The sequence below is a fragment of the Streptomyces sp. NPDC006544 genome (assembly GCF_040611715.1).
GTDB lineage: Bacteria > Actinomycetota > Actinomycetes > Streptomycetales > Streptomycetaceae > Streptomyces.
On sequence record NZ_JBEXOV010000003.1, the window covers coordinates 15,945 to 30,276 of the forward strand.

General features: G+C 73.0%; 12 protein-coding genes. 7 read left to right on the top strand and 5 right to left on the bottom strand.

The window, feature by feature from the left end; translation table 11 throughout:
* The first annotated feature begins 106 nt into the window (after positions 1-106).
* Complete coding sequence (locus ABZY44_RS02030) at positions 107-1,402, top strand: DUF2254 domain-containing protein (RefSeq protein ID WP_356649737.1); 1,296 nt, start codon at positions 107-109, stop codon at positions 1,400-1,402.
* Positions 1,403-1,426: 24 nt separating this feature from the next.
* Here ABZY44_RS02030 and ABZY44_RS02035 read toward each other — a convergent pair whose 3' ends face one another.
* A complete protein-coding gene (locus ABZY44_RS02035; RefSeq protein ID WP_356649609.1) occupies positions 1,427-1,876 on the bottom strand; it encodes an Lrp/AsnC family transcriptional regulator in 450 nt (149 codons plus the stop codon).
* A gap of 135 nt (positions 1,877-2,011) precedes the next feature.
* Between ABZY44_RS02035 and ABZY44_RS02040 the strand changes: the two genes are divergently transcribed.
* From ABZY44_RS02040 to ABZY44_RS02055, 4 genes are all read left to right on the top strand, one after another.
* Positions 2,012-3,013 carry an asparaginase gene (locus ABZY44_RS02040; RefSeq protein WP_356649610.1) on the top strand — a complete coding sequence of 334 codons (1,002 nt, stop codon included), beginning with the start codon at positions 2,012-2,014 and terminating at the stop codon, positions 3,011-3,013.
* Between the two features lie 161 nt (positions 3,014-3,174).
* On the top strand, positions 3,175-4,041 hold the full coding sequence (locus ABZY44_RS02045) for a heavy metal-binding domain-containing protein (RefSeq protein ID WP_356649611.1): 867 nt from the start codon (positions 3,175-3,177) through the stop codon (positions 4,039-4,041).
* Position 4,042: 1 nt separating this feature from the next.
* Positions 4,043-4,906, top strand: coding sequence for a heavy metal-binding domain-containing protein (locus ABZY44_RS02050; protein ID WP_356649612.1), 864 nt, complete (start codon positions 4,043-4,045; stop codon positions 4,904-4,906).
* A complete protein-coding gene (locus ABZY44_RS02055) occupies positions 4,899-5,291 on the top strand; it encodes a hypothetical protein (protein WP_356649613.1) in 393 nt (130 codons plus the stop codon). The genes ABZY44_RS02050 and ABZY44_RS02055 overlap by 8 nt, the downstream gene beginning before the upstream one ends.
* 38 nt (positions 5,292-5,329) lie before the next feature.
* On the opposite strand, the gene meaB is transcribed toward ABZY44_RS02055, so the two are convergent.
* The 4 genes from meaB to ABZY44_RS02075 form a co-directional block, all read right to left on the bottom strand.
* Positions 5,330-6,313, bottom strand: coding sequence for a methylmalonyl Co-A mutase-associated GTPase MeaB (gene meaB / locus ABZY44_RS02060; RefSeq protein ID WP_356649614.1), 984 nt, complete (start codon positions 6,311-6,313; stop codon positions 5,330-5,332).
* A gap of 10 nt (positions 6,314-6,323) precedes the next feature.
* The gene (scpA, locus tag ABZY44_RS02065) at positions 6,324-8,519 is read right to left on the bottom strand and encodes a methylmalonyl-CoA mutase (RefSeq protein ID WP_356649615.1); all 2,196 of its coding nucleotides are present in this window, start codon (positions 8,517-8,519) and stop codon (positions 6,324-6,326) included.
* Positions 8,516-10,375 (bottom strand): methylmalonyl-CoA mutase family protein, encoded by a 1,860-nt coding sequence (locus tag ABZY44_RS02070; protein ID WP_356649616.1) that lies wholly within the window; start codon positions 10,373-10,375, stop codon positions 8,516-8,518. The genes scpA and ABZY44_RS02070 overlap by 4 nt, the downstream gene beginning before the upstream one ends.
* 306 nt (positions 10,376-10,681) lie before the next feature.
* The gene (locus ABZY44_RS02075; RefSeq protein WP_356649617.1) at positions 10,682-11,875 is read right to left on the bottom strand and encodes a cytochrome P450; all 1,194 of its coding nucleotides are present in this window, start codon (positions 11,873-11,875) and stop codon (positions 10,682-10,684) included.
* 765 nt (positions 11,876-12,640) lie between these two features.
* Between ABZY44_RS02075 and ABZY44_RS02080 the strand changes: the two genes are divergently transcribed.
* Both ABZY44_RS02080 and ssuE read left to right on the top strand, forming a co-directional pair.
* Positions 12,641-13,645, top strand: a complete 1,005-nt coding sequence (locus ABZY44_RS02080; RefSeq protein WP_356649618.1) for a TauD/TfdA family dioxygenase — start codon at positions 12,641-12,643, stop codon at positions 13,643-13,645.
* A 94-nt stretch (positions 13,646-13,739) separates the two neighbouring features.
* A complete protein-coding gene (gene ssuE, locus ABZY44_RS02085) occupies positions 13,740-14,297 on the top strand; it encodes an NADPH-dependent FMN reductase (RefSeq protein ID WP_356649619.1) in 558 nt (185 codons plus the stop codon).
* Positions 14,298-14,332 lie beyond the last annotated feature (35 nt).

The window sequence follows — 14,332 nt, forward strand, 5'->3', positions numbered from 1 at the left end:
AGGCCGCATCGCACCGCCGATTCCGGAGGCCGCCCGTGCTGTCGAAACCCGCACCGGCTCCCGGGGCCCCCAGCAGCCTGCGGCCCGGACCGGGTGCGAGCCGGTGATGATGTCCTGGGCGGCGCGCTTCCGGTTGCGGCAGTACGCCAAGGCGAGCCTGTGGATCGTCCCCCTGACCGGACTCCTCCTGGGGGCGGTGCTCGCCGAATGGGCCGCCGGGGTGCACACGGCGGACTGGGTCCCGGACGACTGGCGGTACTCCGCGACGACGGCGAGCAGTGTGCTCAGTTCCGTCGTCGGAGCCATGGTCGCGCTGCTGGGATTCGTCGTGACCATCGGTGTGCTCGTCGTCCAGCAGGCCACGGGAACGCTGTCCCCGCGCTACATGCGCCTGTGGTACCGCGACCGGCTGCAGAAAGCCGTGCTGGCCACGTTCACGGGGACGTTCGCCTATGCCTATTCCCTGTTGCGCAGGATCGAGGCGGACGACGTCCCCGATGTGGGAGTGACCCTGGCCGGCGTGGCCGTCTCGGTCAGCCTCATGCTCCTGCTGATCTACCTCAACCGGTTCACCCACAACCTCCGGCCCGTGGCCATCGCCGATCTGGTGGGGCGGCTGGGTGCCAAGGTGCTCCTGCGCGCGACGGAGCACGTCCGGCGCCTCTCATCGCGCGACGAGGCCGCCGTGACGCCTGCCGGTCCGGTGACCCACATCCGGTCCGAACGGGGCGGAGTCGTCCAGGCGTTCGATGCGGCGGGCCTGATCGCCACCGCCGTCCGCCACGACTGCGTCCTCGTCCTGGCCCACCAGGTCGGCGACTTCGTGCCGCCCGGCACCACCCTCGTCGAGGCCCACGGCTCAGCGCCGGCGCCCGACCCGCGGCGGGTCACCGGGCTGGTCGCCCTCGGAACCGAGCGCACCATCGAGCAGGATCCGGCCTTCGCCCTGCGCATCCTCGTCGACATCGCCATCCGCGCCCTCTCTCCCGCCGTCAACGACCCCACGACCGCCGTGCAGGTGCTCAACCACATCGACACGTTCCTGCACGTGGTCGGGCGGGCCCGCCTGCGCGGCCGGTACGTGCTCGCCGACGCCGAGGGCCGGCCCCGGCTGGTGGTGCCGGGCCGCGGCTGGGAGGACTACGTACAGCTCGCCGTCACCGAGATCCGTGAGTACGGGGCCACGTCCTTCCAGGTGTGCAGGCGCCTCCGCGCGCTGCTGGAGGACCTGCTCGAGAACCTGCCGGCCGAGCGTCTGCCCGCGGTGCTCGCGGAGCTCGCCCTCCTCGAGGCATCCGTCCAGCGGGAGTTCACCGACCCCGCCCGCCGCGCCGTCGCGCAGACGGCCGACCGGCAGGGCATCGGCGGTGAGCGGCGTCCCGCGAGCGGGCCCTCCCGGTGACGGCGGCTGACTCCGCGCCGCGGTTCAGACCGGGAGGCCCAGGGGTTCCTTGATGCGCTTCATGATGATCTGGGAGTTGACCTCCGTGACGCCCGAGAGGGCCGTGAGCTTTTCGATCCAGAGGCGCTCGTAGGCGCGGAGGTCGGCCACCGCGATGCGCAGGAGGCAGCCGGGGCTGCCGAAGAGGCGGTAGGCCTCGATGACGTCGGGGATGTCCTGGAGGGCCGCTTCGAAGGCCTCGACGGCCGCGCGGTCGCGTCTGACCTCGACGGACACCAGGACCTCGAAGCCGCGGCCCACGGCTTCGGGGGAGATCACCGCGCGGTAGCCCTGGATGATCCCGTCCTGTTCGAGCTGGCGCACCCGGCGCATGCAGGGGGAGGGGGTCAGCCCCACGCGCTGGGCCAGCTCCTGGTTGCTGAGCCGCCCATCGGCCTGAAGCTCACGCAAGATTTCTCGATCGATGGCGTCCATGGGGCAATTATCAGCTACCGAGTGTTGCGGGAGGGGTTGAATTGGCAATCGCGTTGCGCGTAGATCCGCCTAGCATTGCCCACCTAGGGTGAGAACGTCTGTGCGGGTCGTGTGGGAGAGGGAAGGGTCGTGGGCATGGGACGCATCGTCGTCATCAGTACCGGCGGGACGATAGCCAGCCGCTGGCAGGGTTCCGGGTTCGCGGCCGACGCCGACGGGGCCGAGGTCATGGCGACCGCGCCGCTCCCCGAGGGCGTCACCGTCGACGTCGTCGACCTGTTCAGCGTGAACAGCCCGCGCCTGACCACCGCCCACCAGCTGACCCTGCTGCGGACCGTGCACGAGGTGCTCGCCGACCCCGAGGTGGAAGGCGTCGTGGTCACGCACGGCACGGACACGCTGGAGGAGTCGGCGTTCCTGGTGGACCTGCACCACCACGACGCCCGGTCGGTCGTCTTCACCGGTTCGCAGCGGCCCATGGGGGCGGCGGACGGGGACGGCCCCGGCAATCTCTACGACGCCCTGCTGACCGCCGCGACCACCCGCGGGCTCGGTGTCCTGATCGCGTTCGCGGGGCGGGTGCACGCGGCGCGCGGGACGGTCAAGACGCAGGCGGTGGCGCTGGACGCGTTCGCCGACCCGTCCAAGGAACTGCTGGGCAAGGTCGGCTTCGGCAAGGTCACCGTGCTGCGCAACCCCGTACGGCCGGACCCGCTGCCGCTGCCCGCCATGCCGGAGCTGCCGCCGCGGGTGGACGTGGTCATGCACCACGCCGACGGGGACCCCGTGCTGCTGAACGCCGCCGTCGCGGCGGGAGCGCGGGGAATCGTACTGGTCGGCACGGGCGCGGGCAACGCGACGCCCGAGATCGTGGACGCGGTGAAGGCGGCGATCGCGGGAGGCGTGCTCGTGGCGCTGACCACGCGGGTCGGCGCCGGGCCGGTGACGGAGATCTACACGCACGGCGGTGCGGTCGACCTGGTCGCCGCCGGGGCGGTACCGACCGGAACGCTGCGGGCGCCCCAGGCGAGGATCGCGGTCCTCGCGGCGCTGCTGGCCGGGGGCGGCGCGGCGGAGCAGGCGGGGGTGCTGCGACAGGCGCTGGCGGCCGGAGGGCCGGTGCTCGTCGCCGCCTGACGGCGAAGCCCGCCGCCCTGCCTCCGGCCCCCCCGATGCGCGTGAAGTGATGCGAGGACCCAAGAGGCAGGACGTGCGGCCTCGTTGGCGATCGGGCTCGGCCTCCTTGCGCCAACCCCCGCATGCCGGACGGTCCTTGCGATGGCATACGCTGCCGAGCGATGACACACCGACGAGACGCCGGACCGCCGGGAGCCGCCGGTACGGCCGATCCCCGGGCCGGCCGGCCATGGGACTCGGCACTGTCGTCCGGGGAGTTCGCGGCGGTCAGGGGTGCCGGGTTCGAACCGGTCGGGCAGGTGCTCGGCACGGCCGTCTTCACCATCGGCTACACCGGCGCATGGGGCTGCCCGGGCGCGTGGCCGGTCGAGGGCGATCCGAAGGCGTCCCCCTCGAGGTGGGCGCCGTCCCTGTCCCAGCTGGCGAGGACGATGTACGCGGCGCGCAGGCTGGCGCTGGCCCGGGCCGTGGCCGAGTGCCGCACGCTCGGCGGCGACGGGATCGTCGGGGTGCGGCTGGGCATCGGAGAGTTCCCGGCCGGAGGCGTGGAGTTCACCGTGCGCGGTACCGCGGTGCGGGCCCGTTCGCGCATCCGGCCGCGTCTGCCCTTCACGTCGCATCTCGGCGGGCAGGACTTCGCCAGGCTCCTGCACGCCGGATGGGTTCCCACCGGACTCGCCTTCGGAATCGGCCTCGCGACCCGGCACGACGACTGGCGCACCTCCCGCCGGGTCCGCTGGACCGCCGGGAACCAGGAGGTCGACGGCTACACCCGGCTGGTCGGCCGCGTCCGCCACGAGGCCCGCGAACAGCTGGCCCTCGACGCGGCGAAGAACGGCGGCGACGGGGTGGTGGTGGACGACGTGGAGCTGACGGTGGGTGAGCACGAGTGCCCCCTGTTCGGCTACGCCCGCGACCTCACCGCCGAGGCGGTCTTCGTCGGCACCTCCCTCGCCCGGTTCGGCCGGTCCGAGCGGGCCGCCGGGCCCGGGCCACTGACCATCATGAGACTGGAGCGCGAGCACTGACATGACCGAGCCGACGGGGCAAGAACCAGCCGGGAGGGCCGCGCGGCCGGCGCCGGAGGGCGTTTCCGAGGACGCGATGCGGCGGCTCGCGCAGCTCCAGCCGGGCGAGAAGGGCTCGCTCTTCACCTCCGACCTGACCGTGAACGAGTTCCTGCTGGTACGCGAGGCCGGCTTCCGCCCGCTCGGCCTGGTCCTCGGTTCCTCGGTCTACCACGTCGGCATCCAGCTCGCCCGGTGGTCGAAGAACCAGGAGCTCACCAAGCTGTCACAGGCCATGTACCACGCCCGCGACCTGGCGATGAGCCGGATGGAGGCGGAGGCGAGCGCCCTGGGGGCGGACGGGATCGTCGGGGTCCGGCTCGACATCCAGTTCAAGGAGTTCGGCTCGGACATCGCCGAGTTCATCGCGGTCGGCACGGCCGTGAAGGCGGACGGGGCGGACCCGGGGCCGGCCGGGACCTGGCTCAACAACAAGGGCAAGCCCTTCACCTCGGACCTGTCCGGCCAGGACTTCTGGACCCTGATCCGCGCCGGGTACGCGCCGCTGGACCTGGTCATGGGGTCGTGCGTCTACCACGTGGCGCACCAGCGCTTCGCGCAGGTGCTGAGCAACACGGGCCGCAACGTCGAGATCGAGCCGTTCACGCAGGCGCTCTACGATGCGCGCGAACTGGCGATGAGCCGCATGCAGGCGGAGGCCAAGGCCCTGGAGGCCGAGGGGATCGTGGCCGTCCAGCTGCGGCAGCACTCGCATTCCTGGGGGACGCACACCACCGAGTTCTTCGCGATAGGGACGGCGGTGCGCCCGCTGCGCGACGACCACGTCATCGACCGGCCGACCATGGTGCTGAGCCTCGATGTCTGACGGGGAAGTGGAACTGCTCGCCGCGGCGCTGCGCCGGGACGGCGCGGACCTGGACCTCTACGTCACCGTGCTGTCGGTGCACCTGGCGGACGCGCTGCCGCCGGGGGCCGTCCGCATCGAGCGGAGGCGTTCCGTCGCGCAGCGGCTGGCCGGGCGGGAGGGTTCGGTCGCCGCGCTGGACGTCGCGCTCGGGGAGCAGCGGCTCTCGCTGCGCAGGGACCGCGGCCGGCTGGCCGGGGAGATCTGCCACGAGGTGCGGGGCATCGTGCTCTCGCGGCGCCCCGTGGAACTGGACGAGTGGATCGATGTCCTGGCCCGGTCCCTGGCGGCCGCCGCGGCCTCCCGTGCCCGTGCCCGCGAGGCCGTCGAGCGCTTCCTGGCCTGACGGCCGCCGCACGGGCGGGGACCGTACGGGCGGGACGGCTAGGAGGCCGTGAACGCCGCCAGGAGCCGGTCCGCCGCCAGGGTGGGCGTCAGGGAGCCGGCGCGGACCGCCGCTTCCAGGGCCGGGGCCAGGTCGCGTACCGCCGGGTTGGAGCGGAGGCGTTCGAGGAGTTCGTCGCGGACCATCGACCAGGTCCACTCCACCTGCTGGGCCGCGCGCTTGGCCGTGAGGCGGCCGTCCGCCTCCAGCAGCGTGCGGTGCTGCTCCAGACGGTTCCACACCTCGTCCAGACCCTTCGACTCCCGGGCGCTGCACGTCAGGACCGGCGGGGTCCACGCCGCGTCGACCGGGTGCATCAGGCGCAGGGCGCCAGAGAGTTCGCGCGCCGCCGACTTCGCGTCGCGCTCGTGCGGGCCGTCCGCCTTGTTCACCGCCAGGACGTCGGCGAGTTCCAGGACGCCCTTCTTGATGCCCTGGAGCTGGTCGCCGGTGCGGGCCAGCGAGAGGAGCAGGAAGGAGTCGACCATGCCGGCGACCGTGGTCTCCGACTGGCCCACTCCCACCGTTTCCACCAGGACCACGTCGTAGCCCGCCGCCTCCATCACGATCATCGACTCGCGGGTGGCCTTCGCGACCCCGCCCAGCGTGCCCGCCGAGGGGGAGGGGCGGACGAAGGCGGCCGGGTCGACGGCGAGGCGTTCCATGCGGGTCTTGTCACCCAGGATGGAGCCGCCCGTACGGGTGGACGAAGGGTCGACGGCCAGGACCGCGACCTTGTGGCCCAAGCCCGTCAGCAGGGTGCCGAAGGCGTCGATGAACGTGGACTTGCCCACGCCCGGCACCCCGCTGATCCCGATCCGGCGCGCCCTCCCCGAGTGGGGGAGGAGCTCCGTCAGCAGCTGTTGTGCCAGCAGCCGGTGGGCGGGCAGGGTGGACTCGACGAGGGTCACGGCGCGCGCGATGAACGCGCGCTTCCCGTCGAGGACGCCCTTGGTGTAGGCCTCGATGTCGATCTTCGGCACCCGCGTCCGCCTACAGCTCGTGGCCCAGTTCCGCGGCCAGCCGCGTCACCAGGTCGTGCGCCGCGTCCGGGATGACCGTGCCCGGCGGGAACACCGCCGTCGCGCCCATCTCCAGGAGCGTGGGAACGTCCGCCGGCGGGATCACCCCGCCCACCACGATCATGATGTCCTCGCGGCCCTCCTCCGCCAGCTGCTCGCGCAGCGCCGGCACGAGGGTCAGGTGGCCGGCGGCCAGCGAGGAGACGCCCACGACGTGGACGTCCGCCTCGACGGCCTGGCGGGCCACCTCCGCCGGGGTCTGGAACAGCGGGCCGACGTCCACGTCGAAGCCCAGGTCGGCGAAGGCGGTCGCGATCACCTTCTGGCCGCGGTCGTGCCCGTCCTGGCCCATCTTGCAGACCAGGATGCGGGGGCGGCGGCCCTCCGCCTCCTCGAACCGGTCGATGAGCGCGCGGGTGCGCTCCAGGGACGGGGACTCGCCTGCCTCGGTGCGGTACACACCGGAGATCGTACGGATCTGGCTCGCGTGGCGCCCGTACACCTTCTCGAGGGCGTCCGAGATCTCGCCCACCGTGGCCTTGGCGCGCGCGGCGTTCACCGCCAGCTCCAGCAGGTTGCCCTCGCCGCTGCCGGCCGCGTTCGTCAGCGCCCGCAGGGTGTCCTGGGTGAGCGCCTCGTCGCGCTCCTCGCGCAGCCGCCGCAGCTTGGCGATCTGCTGGGCGCGCACCGAGGAGTTGTCGACCTTCAGGACGTCGATCTGCTCGTCCGTCGCCACCCGGTACTTGTTGACGCCGATCACCGGCTGGCGGCCCGAGTCGATACGGGCCTGCGTGCGCGCGGCGGCCTCCTCCACCCGGAGCTTGGGGATGCCCGCGTCGATGGCCTGCGCCATGCCGCCGGCCGCCTCGACCTCCTGGATGTGCTGCCAGGCCCGGCGCGCGAGGTCGTAGGTCAGCTTCTCCACGTACGCGCTGCCGCCCCACGGGTCGATGGACCGGCAGGTGCCCGACTCCTGCTGGAGCAGGAGCTGGGTGTTGCGGGCGATGCGCGCCGAGAAGTCCGTCGGCAGCGCGAGCGCCTCGTCGAGGGCGTTGGTGTGCAGCGACTGGGTGTGGCCCTGGGTCGCGGCCATCGCCTCGACGCAGGTGCGGGTGACGTTGTTGAAGACGTCCTGCGCGGTGAGCGACCAGCCCGAGGTCTGCGAATGGGTGCGCAGCGAGAGGGACTTGGCGTTCTGCGGGTCGAACTGCTTGACCAGGCGCGCCCACAGCAGGCGGGCGGCGCGCAGCTTCGCGACCTCCATGAAGAAGTTCATGCCGATCGCCCAGAAGAACGACAGGCGCGGCGCGAACGCGTCCACGTCCAGTCCGACGGCCTGGCCGGCCCGCAGGTACTCCACGCCGTCCGCGAGGGTGTACGCGAGCTCCAGGTCGGCCGTGGCCCCGGCTTCCTGGATGTGGTAGCCGGAGATGGAGATGGAGTTGTAGCGCGGCATCTTCTGCGAGGTGAAGGAGAAGATGTCGGAGATGATCCGCATCGAGGGCTTCGGCGGATAGATGTAGGTGTTGCGGACCATGAACTCTTTGAGGATGTCGTTCTGGATGGTCCCGGCGAGCTTGTCGGGGGAGACGCCCTGTTCCTCCGCCGCCACGATGTAGAGGGCGAGGACCGGCAGGACCGCGCCGTTCATCGTCATCGACACCGACATCTTGTCCAGCGGGATCCCGTCGAACAGCTGGCGCATGTCGTAGATCGAGTCGATCGCCACGCCCGCCATGCCGACGTCGCCGGTCACGCGCGGGTGGTCGCTGTCGTAGCCGCGGTGCGTCGGCAGGTCGAAGGCCACCGACAGGCCCTTCTGGCCGGACGCGAGGTTGCGCCGGTAGAAGGCGTTGGACTCCTCGGCCGTGGAGAACCCGGCGTACTGACGGATCGTCCAGGGCTGGTTGACGTACATCGTCGGGTACGGGCCGCGCAGGTACGGGGCCACGCCCGGGTACGTGCGCAGGAAGTCCAGGCCCTCCAGGTCGCGTCCCGTGTACAGCGGCTGGACGCCGATGCCCTCGGGCGTCTCCCACAGCAGGTCGCCGGCGTCGGAGCCGGTCGACTCCTTCAGGGCGGCCCGCCACTGGTCCTCGGAACCGGACGCCGCGGCTCCGCCGGTCAGCGGGAGCTCGGAGAAATCGGGGATTCCGGTGCTGCTCAAGACGGCACTCCCATCCGGTCGAGTACGGAGGACAGCACGGCGACGGCGTCGCAGCCGGCGAAGACGTACTCGTCCACGGCGGCCGCCGCCGTGCCCGGCTTGCCCGCGAGGAACACGGTCGTCGCGCCCGCCGAACGCAGGGCCGCGGCCACCGCCTCGGCCTGCTCCTCGTACAGCGCGTCGCTGGAGCACAGCACGGCCATGCCGTCCGCGCCGCTCGCGGCGTACGCCGCCGCGGCCGACTCCGGGGTCACCGACACCGGGTCGTGGACGGGGGTGACGCCGCCGGCCTGGAACAGGTTGGAGGCGAAGGTGGCGCGCCCGGTGTGGGCGGCCGCCGGACCCAGTGCGGCCAGGAAGACCGTGGGCCGGGCACCCGTCGCCGCCAGGTGCGCGTCGCTGCGGGCGCGCAGGGCCTCGAAGGCCTCGTCGCGCCGGACGCGGGGGAGTCCGCCGGTGAGGGGGGCCGGTGCGGGCTCGCGTACCACCGGCTTCTCGGAGAGCAGCGGGAACTCGCTGACTCCGGTGATCGGCTCGCGGCGCCGGGCCAGCTTCTTCGAGCGCTCGGCCCAGGTGGCGGCGAGACGTTCGGCGACCAGGCCGGAGCGCAGGGCGGCGGCCTGGCCGCCGGCCTTCTCCACCGTCTGGAAGAACTCCCAGGCGGCGTGTGCCAGTTCGTCGGTGAGGCGCTCGACGTAGTAGGAGCCGCCGGCCGGGTCGATCACGCGGGCCAGGTGGGACTCCTCCAGCAGGATGGTGGAGGTGTTGCGCGAGACGCGGCGCGCGAACGCGTCGGGCAGGCCCAGTTCCTGGTCGAACGGGAGCACGGTGACCGAGTCGGCGCCGCCCACGCCCGCCGCCATGCAGGCGACGGTGGTGCGCAGCATGTTCACCCACGGGTCGCGTCGGGTCATCATCACGGGCGAGGTCACGGCGTGCTGGCGCTGGGCGCCGGCCCGCGGGGCTCCGCAGGCTTCGGCGATCCGGGCCCACAGGCGGCGGGCGGCACGCAGCTTGGCGATGGTGAGGAACTGGTCGGCGGTGGCGGAGTAGCGGAACTCCAGCTGCCCGAAGGCGGCCTCCGCGTCGAGGCCCGCCCCGGTGAGGGCGCGCAGGTACGCGACCCCGGTGGCCAGGGAGAGCCCCAGCTCCTCGGCGGCACTGCCGCCGGCCTCGTGGTAGGGCAGGGCGTCGACCGCCAGGGCCCGTACGTGCGGCCAGGCGGCCGCCGTCTCCCGGGCGAGGGCGGCGGCTCCGGCGAGGTCCAGGGCCTCTCCGGTGCGGGCCTCGTGGCCCAGCGGGTCGGCGCCCAGGCAGGCGCGGGCGTCCTGGGGGGACACCCCGCGCTCGGTGTACAGCGCGAGCAGGGCCCGCGCCGCCTCGGCGTATTGGGCGCCGGGATCGAGGGAGACGGGGGCCAGGTCGAGGTAGACCCCGTCCAGGGCGCGGGAGAGGCCGTCCGCCGGGAGGCCGGCGTCGCCGACGGCCAGCCACAGCGAGGTGGTGCCGTTCTCCAGGTCGGCCAGGGCGGCGTCGTTCACCCGTACGGGGTCGGTGCCGGCGATCCGCTGGCGGACGTCCCAGCCCGAGGCGGCATTGCCCTCGGCCCGGCCACCCCGTACGAAGGGTGCGAAACCGGGGAAGCCGGTGTCCGGCACGGTTTCGGGCGCGGTGTACAGCGGGCGGGTGGTGAGCCCGTCCTCGAGTTTCGTGGACAACGCGTCTTCCGCTGCCTCGCCGGATACTTCCTTGCCCGACTTGCGTAGAACGCCCTCTACCAGGCGCTGCCACTGCTCATGCGTCGCGTCAGGGAACTCGGCGGCCAAGGAGAGCCCGTCATCAGGCAGGACCGTCATGGCTCGAATGGTAGGGGGGGTCATCAGGGAGCGCCTATAACCACCGGATGTGATCTCCCCCTCTCATGTGAGACGGGAGGGATCACGAAAGAGCGGACTGAGGAGTGCGGTCGCGGCGGCTACCGGGAGTAAGGCCGGTCGCGGGAGCCGGTCGCGGGAGCCGGTCGGCACGGGAGCCGACGGCGCGGGCGCGGTGGTCGACGCGGACGGGCCGGCGGGGCCGGCCGGAGGCCGGGGCCCGGCCCCCGGCCCCCGGCCCCGCGCGCAGCCCGGGCTCCGCCCCGGCCCTGTGGCTTCCGGGCGGGGCTACCAGCGGACGGGAAGCCGGGTGACGCCGCGGATGAGGGTGCCCTCGATCCATTGCGGCGGGCCGGCGGCCGGGTCGGCGGTGAGGTTCGGGAAGCGCTCGAACAGGGACCGGATGACGATCCGGGCCTCCATCCGGGCCAGCGGCGCGCCCAGGCAGAAGTGGATCCCGTGGCCGAAGGCCAGGTGCCCCTGGGCCGCGCGCCGGATGTCGAAGGTGTCGGGTTCCGGGAACCGGTGCCCGTCGCGGTCGCCGGAAGCCAGCGAGACCACGACGGGGGCGCCCGCCTCGATGGCGACGCCTCCCAGCACCAGGTCCCCGGCCGCGAAGCGGATGGTCGCGTTCTCCACCGGACCGTCGTAGCGGAGCATCTCCTCGACGGCACCGTCGAGCAGGCCGTCGAAGTCGGCCCGCAGATCGGCGAGTTGCCGGGGGTGGGCGAGCAGGGCCCGTACGCCGTTGGAGATCAGGTTGACGGTGGTTTCGTGGCCCGCCAGCAGCAGGAGGTAGGCCATGCCGATCAGCTCGTCGGAGGACAGGGAGTCGCCGTCCTCGTCCCGGGTCCGGATCAGGGCGCTGAGCAGGTCGTCGCCGGGCTTCTCGGTCTTGTCGGCCAGGAGCCCGACCAGATAGGCGGTCATCGCCTGGAACACCGGGCCGAGCAGCTCCGCGCTCCCGATGGGTGCGGAGACGATCTGGTTCGACCACGCGTGGAACTGGTCGCGGTCGAGTCCGGGGACCCCGAGCAGCTCGCAGATGACCGTCATCGGGACCGGGAGGGCCAGCGCCGCGATCAGGTCGCCGGACCGGCCGGGATCGGCCTCCATCGCGTCGAGGAGCCGGTCGGTGACCTCCTGGACGCGGGGGCGCAGTGCCTCGACGCGGCGCGGTGTGAACTCGCGCGATACCAGTTTGCGCAGCCGGGTGTGGTGGGGCGGGTCCGCTTCCAGCATGTTGGTGCTGGTCGCCCCGAGCAGGGCCTTGTCGAAGTCGCCGTAGACGTTCGGGTCCTTGCACAGCAGCGGATGTCCGAGTGCCAGCCGCGCCTCCTCGTAGCCGACGACCAGCCAGAGCGGTTGCCCGCCGGCGCCCGTGATCTTGTGTACGGGGCCGGCGGCGCGCAGTGCGGCGTACGTGGGATAGGGGTTCGCGCTGAACTCCCCCGCGGGGGCGCTGAAGTCGACGAGTGCCATGCGGGCAGCCTACGGCCGGGCTTGATCCTCGGGCCCTTCACTTCCGGCCACTCGTCGCTGCCGTGCGGCCGGGGGCGGGGTCCGTGGCGGGTGCGTTTCGGGCACATGAATTCAGGCCACGGTTTCCGGCCGTTCCAGGGGTGGCCGGTTCCGGCGAAAGCCCAGGTCATAGGCGGTGTTGCCGGGGCCCCGGAGGCGTCCGGGCGGGTGGCGGGCCGGGGTTGACCGGGGGTGGGGGCGCTGGCAGTCTCCGGGACATGTCCGCGATCGAGTTCCTCGCCCCGCGGCTCCACACCCCCGGCGCCTGTACCGCGCCGGGCGAGTGTCAGGGCCGCTGTCCGGCCCCGCGTCGTTTCTGAGCGCACTCCGGTCCTGAGCGCGCCCCTGGGGGCGTCCTCGCACCGAGGGGGCGTCACCGGCCACCGCGCCGCCGCGCTCCCCGTGCCCGCCGCCCGTGCCCGCATCCGTGCCCGCATCCGTGCCGGCGCCGGGCACCGTCCAGCCGCTGCTCGCCGCCGTTGCGCCGTACGCCCGTCGCCGTCGGGCTCGGGCTGCTGAGGGGGGCGGGAGGCGGCCGCCCGGCGGCCGTCCCCTGGTCGTCCTCCGCCCGCCCGCTCCTGCGTCCGCCACAGGCCGCTCGCCCTCTCCTGGTCCCACCGGCACGATCCGTCGCCGGCCCCCGGTCCCCGTCCCGGCTCTCGCCGGGTCCCGTCGCCCCGCCCGCACATTCTTCCGCTGCGGAAATGAACAAGGAGCCACGCCATCATGACCACCGCAACCACCGCAACCCGCACCCCCGACGCCGACACCGACGTCGTCACCGTCACCAAGATCGGCGGCCGCATAGGCGCCGAGATCGGCGGAGTCCGCCTCGGCGGCGAACTCGCCCGCGAGACCGTCGCCGGGATCCGGGCCGCGCTCCTCGCCCACAAGGTCGTCCTCTTCCGCGGGCAGGACCACCTCGACGAGGCCGGACACGAGGCCTTCGCCCGGCTGCTCGGGACACCCGTCGCGCACCCCACCGTGCCGTCCGCCGACGGGCGTTACGCGCTGGGCATCGACTCCCACCACGGAGCCCGCGCCAACCAGTGGCACACGGACGTCACCTTCGTCCCCGCCTACCCCACCTTCTCCATCCTTCGCGCCCTCACCGTCCCGCCCTACGGCGGCAACACCCTGTGGGCCAACACGGCCACCGCGTACTCCCGGCTTCCCGAGCCCCTGCGGGTCCTGGCCGACAGCCTGCGCGCCGTGCACTCCAACGAGTACGACTACGCGGCCCTGAAGCCCGACGCGCTTCCCGAGGCGCTCGCCCAGTACCGCGAGGTGTTCACCTCCACGAAGTTCCTCACGGAACACCCGGTGGTCCGCGTCCACCCCGAGACCGGCGAACGCACCCTGCTGCTCGGCAACTTCGTCCAGCGCATCAACGGCCTCACCGGCCGCGACTCGCGCATCCTCCTGGACCTCTTCCAGGCCCACATCGAGAGCCCCGAGAACACCGTCCGCTGGCAGTGGCGGGCCGGCGACGTCGCCATCTGGGACAACCGCGCCACCCAGCACTACGGCGTGGACGACTCCGACGACCACGAGCGCACCCTGCGCCGCGTGACGGTCGACGGCGATGTCCCGGTCGGCCCGGACGGGGTCCCGTCCCGGCTGATCAGCCCGGAGACGGTGCCCGACCCGTCCTTCGGCATCGCGTCCGGCGCGTCCGGTGCCTCCGGGGTGTCCATCGCCTCCGGCGCCGGCGCCTCCGACGCGGCCTGACCCCCGCTCGGCGACCGCCACCGCCACCGTCACCGCCCCAGCCGTCACCGCTCCAGCCGTCACCGCCACCGCCCCGCCCTCGAAGGAGCGCTCCGTGCCCAAGCTGCTCGCCCTCACCGGCAGCCCGTCCGTCAACTCCCGCACCGCCGTCGTCGCCGACCACGTGCTGCGCCGCCTGGACCACGCCGGCTTCGACACCGCCCACCTCGCCGTCCGTGAGCTCCCCGCCGCCGACCTGCTCTCCGCACGCCGAGGCGAACCGGAGATCCGGCGGGCGCTGGAAGCCGTCGCCGAAGCCGACGGCATCATCATCGCGACCCCGGTCTACAAGGCCGCGTACACCGGCCTGCTCAAGGCCTTCCTCGATCTGCTCCCGCAGGACGGACTGGCCGGCAAAACGGTTCTGCCGGTGGCCACCGGCGGCAGCCTCGCCCACGTCCTGACCATCGACTACGCGCTGCGCCCGGTCCTTGCCGCGCTCGGCGCCCGGCACGTCACCGCCGGCCGCTTCGTCCTCGACTCCTCGGTCGAGCGCGGCGCCGGTCCCGACCGGCTGCGGCCCGAAGCGGAGCTGGACCTCTTCCAGGCCGTCGACGAGTTCGCCGAGGCCCTGCGCGCAGCCGAGGCCGCGGTGCTCGCCACCGCGCACTGACCTGCGTACACACTGATCCGCTCATCGACAAGGAA

Excerpts from the sequence above, each read along its gene's own strand:
- ABZY44_RS02070 (WP_356649616.1), bottom strand. The coding sequence starts at position 10,375 with ATGACGGTCCTGCCTGATGACGGGCTCTCCTTGGCCGCCGAGTTCCCT.
- ABZY44_RS02040 (WP_356649610.1), top strand. The coding sequence starts at position 2,012 with ATGGGACGCATCGTCGTCATCAGTACCGGCGGGACGATAGCCAGCCGC.
- ABZY44_RS02035 (WP_356649609.1), bottom strand. The coding sequence starts at position 1,876 with ATGGACGCCATCGATCGAGAAATCTTGCGTGAGCTTCAGGCCGATGGG.
- ABZY44_RS02050 (WP_356649612.1), top strand. The coding sequence starts at position 4,043 with ATGACCGAGCCGACGGGGCAAGAACCAGCCGGGAGGGCCGCGCGGCCG.
- ABZY44_RS02080 (WP_356649618.1), top strand. The coding sequence starts at position 12,641 with ATGACCACCGCAACCACCGCAACCCGCACCCCCGACGCCGACACCGAC.
- ABZY44_RS02055 (WP_356649613.1), top strand. The coding sequence starts at position 4,899 with ATGTCTGACGGGGAAGTGGAACTGCTCGCCGCGGCGCTGCGCCGGGAC.
- ABZY44_RS02045 (WP_356649611.1), top strand. The coding sequence starts at position 3,175 with ATGACACACCGACGAGACGCCGGACCGCCGGGAGCCGCCGGTACGGCC.
- ABZY44_RS02030 (WP_356649737.1), top strand. The coding sequence starts at position 107 with ATGATGTCCTGGGCGGCGCGCTTCCGGTTGCGGCAGTACGCCAAGGCG.
- ABZY44_RS02075 (WP_356649617.1), bottom strand. The coding sequence starts at position 11,875 with ATGGCACTCGTCGACTTCAGCGCCCCCGCGGGGGAGTTCAGCGCGAAC.